Source organism: Bavariicoccus seileri WCC 4188, from assembly GCF_000421665.1.
Classification (GTDB): Bacteria; Bacillota; Bacilli; order Lactobacillales; family Aerococcaceae; genus Bavariicoccus; species Bavariicoccus seileri.
Genome location: NZ_ATXL01000074.1, coordinates 1 through 5,643, shown reverse-complemented (window position 1 = coordinate 5,643; position 5,643 = coordinate 1). Strand labels below are relative to the sequence as shown.

6 protein-coding genes, 1 rRNA gene and 1 riboswitch are annotated in these 5,643 nt (G+C 37.6%); of the genes, 1 reads left to right on the top strand and 6 read right to left on the bottom strand.

Going from position 1 to position 5,643, the window contains the following annotated elements:
• The 3 genes from H541_RS0110385 to H541_RS0110375 all read right to left on the bottom strand — a co-directional run.
• Positions 1-89, bottom strand: a 16S ribosomal RNA gene (locus tag H541_RS0110385); the annotation flags it as partial.
• A gap of 442 nt (positions 90-531) precedes the next feature.
• Positions 532-1,209 (bottom strand): O-methyltransferase, encoded by a 678-nt coding sequence (locus tag H541_RS0110380; RefSeq protein WP_022797223.1) that lies wholly within the window; start codon positions 1,207-1,209, stop codon positions 532-534.
• A gap of 185 nt (positions 1,210-1,394) precedes the next feature.
• Complete coding sequence (locus H541_RS0110375) at positions 1,395-2,786, bottom strand: hemolysin family protein (RefSeq protein ID WP_022797222.1); 1,392 nt, start codon at positions 2,784-2,786, stop codon at positions 1,395-1,397.
• A 303-nt stretch (positions 2,787-3,089) separates the two neighbouring features.
• Between H541_RS0110375 and cbpA the strand changes: the two genes are divergently transcribed.
• Positions 3,090-3,725, top strand: a complete 636-nt coding sequence (cbpA, locus tag H541_RS0110370) for a cyclic di-AMP binding protein CbpA (RefSeq protein WP_022797221.1) — start codon at positions 3,090-3,092, stop codon at positions 3,723-3,725.
• A gap of 185 nt (positions 3,726-3,910) precedes the next feature.
• Here cbpA and H541_RS0110365 read toward each other — a convergent pair whose 3' ends face one another.
• The 3 genes from H541_RS0110365 to H541_RS0110355 form a co-directional block, all read right to left on the bottom strand.
• The gene (locus H541_RS0110365; protein WP_022797220.1) at positions 3,911-4,543 is read right to left on the bottom strand and encodes an MBL fold metallo-hydrolase; all 633 of its coding nucleotides are present in this window, start codon (positions 4,541-4,543) and stop codon (positions 3,911-3,913) included.
• Between the two features lie 81 nt (positions 4,544-4,624).
• Positions 4,625-5,125, bottom strand: coding sequence for a QueT transporter family protein (locus tag H541_RS0110360; protein ID WP_022797219.1), 501 nt, complete (start codon positions 5,123-5,125; stop codon positions 4,625-4,627).
• 5 nt (positions 5,126-5,130) lie between these two features.
• A riboswitch (PreQ1 riboswitch) is annotated at positions 5,131-5,175 on the bottom strand.
• 221 nt (positions 5,176-5,396) lie between these two features.
• Positions 5,397-5,643: IS256 family transposase (locus H541_RS0110355; RefSeq protein WP_022797218.1), on the bottom strand; the 247-nt coding region annotated here is incomplete at its 5' end.

Sequence of the window (5,643 nt, the reverse complement as noted above, 5' to 3'; positions counted from 1 at the left end):
AAGCACTCGGTGGATCAATTGCGTACGACTTGCATGTATTAGGCACGCCGCCAGCGTTCGTCCTGAGCCAGGATCAAACTCTCATGAAAGATTGTTTGATTGCTCATTTCAAACCATTTCTGGCTTGTGTTTGTTATCCTTATTTTTAATTCCGATAACAGAATTGTTAGTTTTCATTAAGACCTAGCCGAAGCTAAATCTTAATGACCCTACACATTTGGTTCGTCTTTTTGTTCAATTTTCAAAGATCAGCAACCTATACACTTCAAAAGAAATAATATAAGCATCACTGCTATCATAATAAATGCGACAACTCAATCATCTTATCATCAACTCGCATACATGTCAATCATTTGTTTGAAAAAATATAAAAAATTTCAAACTGGCACGAACAAGATTGGCCTTACTGTGATCATGCATCGTAGCGACAACAGAAACTAGATTACACGTATTAATAGCTGATGTCAACCATATTCTGAAATAAACTTTTATTTACTTTATAAACACTACTGTGGATTAGCTATTCTTTATTTAAACCTTTACTATTTTCCTTTTATTAATCATAGCCAGGCCATCTCCAAGTGGTAAAAAGCTGACTTTTAACATTGGATCGTTCGTTAACTTCTCTAACAATGCATTGAGGTTACGATGTATTTTTCTGACACGTCTTGGAATAGTATCATCATCATCAAAGACAGTTCCGCCTTGGAATATATCATCGATCAAGATCACACCGTTATCTGCTAGCAACTCCAAGCAGCGTGGCAAGAATTCGATATACTTGGCTTTTGCACTGTCTAAGAATATAACATCATAAGGCCCTTCTACCTTTTCTAACAAATCTTTTGCATCACCTTCTAATAACTGGATTGCATAAGGACTATTGGACCGTTGGAAGTTTTCTTTGGCCTCCTCAACCATGACCGGATTACGTTCAATTGTATCGACAGGAGCATACTGTGCCATCAATAATGCTGAAAATCCAATCGCTGTCCCTACCTCTAATATTTTCTCAGGACGAATCACCGACAACAGTTGATCGATATACGTCGCTGTTTCATGAGGTATGATTGGCACCCTTCGACGATGAGCTGCTTCTTCTAGCTCCCCTATAATACCCGAAAATTTGGGAAGCGCCTCTCTCATATAATTTAAAACACTTTCTTTTATGATAGGTTTATCCATCATTTCATTAAGCTTATGTGTCATCCGTTTACTCCTTACTATTCTTACTTTTTTTACTATTCTTGCTCTTCCCATTATTCTTACTATTATTGTATTGCTATTTTTGTATTGCCATTCTTGCTATTTTTACTTTTGAACTACTATATAAATGAACTATTTTAACAAAAATAGGGTTGGGACGCTTGTCTCAACCCTATAAATAAACTCTCTTATTCTTTTTTGCGCGATTCGGACTCATCAGATTCATCATCTGCTTTTGTGTCGCCATTCTCTTCATCACGTTTCGGAAAATCTTCTGTAACACGATGGACAGAGATGCGTTTGATCCGACCGTTATCTATAATGAGTGGTGTTAACACATAGTGTCCAGCTTCAACTTCTACAGGTTCATCTTCGTCAGGGAAGTACCCTAATTCCACCAGTACATAACCTGCCATTGTATCCACTTCATCAGATGTAATCTTTTCCTTAAACAACTCATCGAATCGTTCTATTGGCAATCGACCATCTATAACGTAATGATTTTCATCCACTTGTCGATACTCATTAGTTTCTTGGTCATATTCGTCTTCTATATCGCCAACGATTTCCTCGAGTAAGTCCTCTAGGGTGACAATACCCTCTACACCACCATATTCATCTCTAAGAATAGCCATATGTTGGTGTTCTTTACGAAACTCAATCAATAAATCGTCTATAAAAATCGTAGAAGGTACAAATAATGGTTTATTCATGACTTTTTCAATGTCAATACCTTCAAATCCTTGTGAATGAGACGCTTTTAAAACATCCTTCGTGTGAATAACCCCTACTACATTATCCTTGTCCTCTTTATAAACTGGAAGACGGGAATAAGGACTATCTAAAATAATTTCAAGATTCTCCTGTAAGCTATCCTCAACATCGATCATCAATGTATCCGTTCTAGGAACCATGACTTCACGAGCAACTTTACTATCTAAAGATAGTATTCCTTGCATCATGGTGAACTCTTCAATATCGATTGCACCATCATTTCGGCTATTAGCCAACAGAGCTTTCATCTCCGTACGGGTCAACTTTTCAGTATGGTGTGTAAACTCCATTGGTGTGATCTTTTTCAATAAACCTGTGGATACGGTTAAGAACCACACAAATGGTTTGAACACCGTTTGAACTGCAAGAATAACACCTGCTGAATTCAGGGCAATCTTTTCAGGAATCTGTAACGCTAACTGTTTGGGGTAAAGTTCCCCAAATACCAAGGTAATATAAGAAAGTATCACCGTAACTATTAATATTGCAATCGTATTGGCACCAGGAATATCACCAAAAAATGGTCTTAAGCGCGAGGCAAAACTTGTTGCGGCTGATGCACTTGAGAAGAATCCTGCCAATGTGATAGCAACTTGAATCGTTGCTAAAAAGTCATCTGCATGACCCAACAGTCTCATAACCCTTTGAGCTTTTTTATTGCCCTCCTGTGCTTTCTGACTCATCTTTCCCTGATTGATTGAAACAAAAGCCAACTCTGCTGCTGCAAAGAAAGCATTGACCAATGTTAATACAACAATGATAAGTATCTGGACCCCAAGGGAATCGGCCCCGGCATCGTTATCCATTAAACGTTCTTCCTTTCGTCTTAACCGTCATATAATAAGCATCATATGACTTTTTCCATGTCAATTTGATTAATGTGATCGTAGTAATAGTTGCTTAATAACCTATTGGTAAACTAGTACTCCTGTTCCTATTATGCCAAAAAAAGCACAATACACTCACAGTAATTATAATATGACTCATTTTACTCTGAAATGCAAGCACTGGGACATTAAAAAAAACTAATAATAACATGGTAAAATACTTTTTTTAATGGTATTATCATTTTACGAGAGTTTTTTAATGTTCGGAAGGAGCAATTAGTAATGTTAATTAAAGCGTTAGCAATTCCTAAAAGTCAGCTAACTGTAGTTAAGGAAAACAGTACCTTACAGGAAGCAATCGATATATTGGAAGAATCAGGCTTCCGTTGTGTCCCAATTTTAGATGAGTCTGGCACCATATTCCGTGGTAATATTTATAAAATGCATATCTACCGTCATAAAGCTAACAACGGAGATATGAATCTACCCGTCACACATTTACTTAAAAATGCTACTAAGTATGTCCTGACCGACAGTTCATTCTTAAAAGTTTTCTTCTCTATCAAAGAACTACCTTATATCGCTGTTTTGGATAAAAACAAAAAATTCTACGGTATCTTGACTCATAACGCCATGTTGGGGATGCTCCAATCTTCTTGGAATGTTGATGATGCAAGCTTTGTACTCAATGTCATTTCCGGTGGAGAACGTGGTGACCTTCAAACAGTTGCTAAAATTATCAATCGTTATTCTGATATCGCAAGTTGCATCACACTTGATTCACAAGGAAACCGTAGCTTACGACGTATGATTTTCACCTTACCAAGAAGTGTAGAGGAAGATGTATTGAACAAGATCATCACTCACCTTGAGAAAAAACAATTTACTATCGCTGAAATCGAAGACTTAAGAGAATAGGTCGTAGCCGATTCTATCTGGTTCTATCTGATTCTTGATTTATCTGGTTGTTGATTCTATTTGGTTCTTAATTCTATCTGATTCTTATGTCTATCAAAAAGAGCTACTCAAACGAGTAGCTCTTTTTGAATATTTAAAACTTCCTAGCATTAAGACTCCTTATGGCTCGAAGTTGGGCGCTTGACTCACAACCCTTGGTTTAAAAATGGGTTGGTATCATCTTCATGTCCAACGGTGGTTGGTCCACCATGTCCAGGAAACAAGATGTAATCATCTGGTCTTCGCATGATGTGTTCTCTGATACCTGCCATTAGTGTTTGATGACTGCCACCTGGTAAATCACTACGGCCAACGCTTCCTTTGAAAATAACATCTCCAACTATTGCAAAGTTCTCATCATCAAAGAAAAAGACGGTTGAACCGGGGGAATGTCCTGGTATCGTTGCTAACGTCATCTTGAAATGATCAATCGTCAGCTCTTTCTCTGTATCAAAGTAGTGCTCGACTGGTCGACTGACATAGCGTAAGCCATTATTATCAGAACGATTCAAAACAGGATCTGTAATGAAATCCTTTTCGATAGGATTTTGCCATGCTTCGATCTTGAAATGGTCGCGGATAGGATCTAGCGCCCCAATATGATCAAAGTGTGCATGGGTCAGTACCACTGCGATTGGTTTCAATCCGTTATCTTCTATCAGTGAGATGATTCTTTCTGGCTCATCACCAGGATCAAAAATCAATGTTTCTCCAAAATCATTCGTCAGGATATAACAGTTTGAAGATACTGGTCCTAAGGTCAACGATAACATTTCCATTAGCTTTTCTCCCTCATAACAGTTTTTTGTTACAGTGTTTTATACGGCTCAAGACAATTGTATTTTTATGGCTCAAAACAATTATATTTTATCAGCAAAATTAATTTTTGAGTTCAAGCCTTTCATGATTGGTACACCAACCAACATCACAACAACCTCACCCAATGCGACCGTACCATATGAGAACCAAAATGGTAGTGCTAGCACAATATTCAGTTCAATAGCTATCAAGAAACTAAAGAAACCAAAACTGAGGGCATTGAAAACTAATCGTTGCGTGTCATTTTTCAAAAACTTACTAGCAAACATAGTCGCTCCTAATGAACAGACACTATGCATGACACCAAATACTAAGTCATACCAGCCAAGTCCTGAAGAGAACATGAAAACAGCATTACTCAATATAACACCAGAGACGATCCCCCAGAAGTATTTCTTTTGGAATACGACTAAATGATTTAACATTTCTGCAATCCGAAACTGAACTGCTCCAAAAGACATAAAACTAAAAACGGCTGTTAGCACTAAATAAAGTGCTGCTACTAATGCATTACTTGCTAAACTTTTTGTGCGGTGTGACACTATTACTCCTCCTAGTTTTTTATCGTGGGATGGTTACGAACCACGTTTTTTTAGAACAAGTCTATTGTATCATAATTGACTAGTACTTTATAATTCATATTTAGACATTCTTTCAGAGTTCGTCTACTAGCCTTATACTAATTTTCTACTCTTTCTCTGTTGCTTCTCTACTATTTCTCTGCTATTTCTCATCTATTTTTCCACTGTTTCTCTATAAATTGAGTCAAGTCCATAATCTTGTGTAAAATACACTACAATGTTCAACCTTCTCTCACTGATCAAATTTAAGATACTTTCTGGTCGAGCCAAGCCATTCTTCGTGGGTATCTATCAATAAAGCACCAACCAATCGGTTGGCAGAAGCACGGTTAGGAAAGATGCGAATGATTTTCTCTCTTCGACGAACTTCTTGGTTTAAACGTTCAATAAGGTTGGTGCTTTTCAGTCGGTTATGCCCATGACCGCTGACAGTGTACTGAAAGGCATCTTCGAAGCCGTCATCCAGGGTTTCACAGGCC

What these genes read in the sequence shown, in the direction of transcription:
- H541_RS0110365 (WP_022797220.1), bottom strand. Translation starts at nt 4,543, where the DNA reads ATGGAAATGTTATCGTTGACCTTAGGACCAGTATCTTCAAACTGTTAT.
- H541_RS0110375 (WP_022797222.1), bottom strand. Translation starts at nt 2,786, where the DNA reads ATGGATAACGATGCCGGGGCCGATTCCCTTGGGGTCCAGATACTTATC.
- cbpA (WP_022797221.1), top strand. Translation starts at nt 3,090, where the DNA reads ATGTTAATTAAAGCGTTAGCAATTCCTAAAAGTCAGCTAACTGTAGTT.
- H541_RS0110380 (WP_022797223.1), bottom strand. Translation starts at nt 1,209, where the DNA reads ATGACACATAAGCTTAATGAAATGATGGATAAACCTATCATAAAAGAA.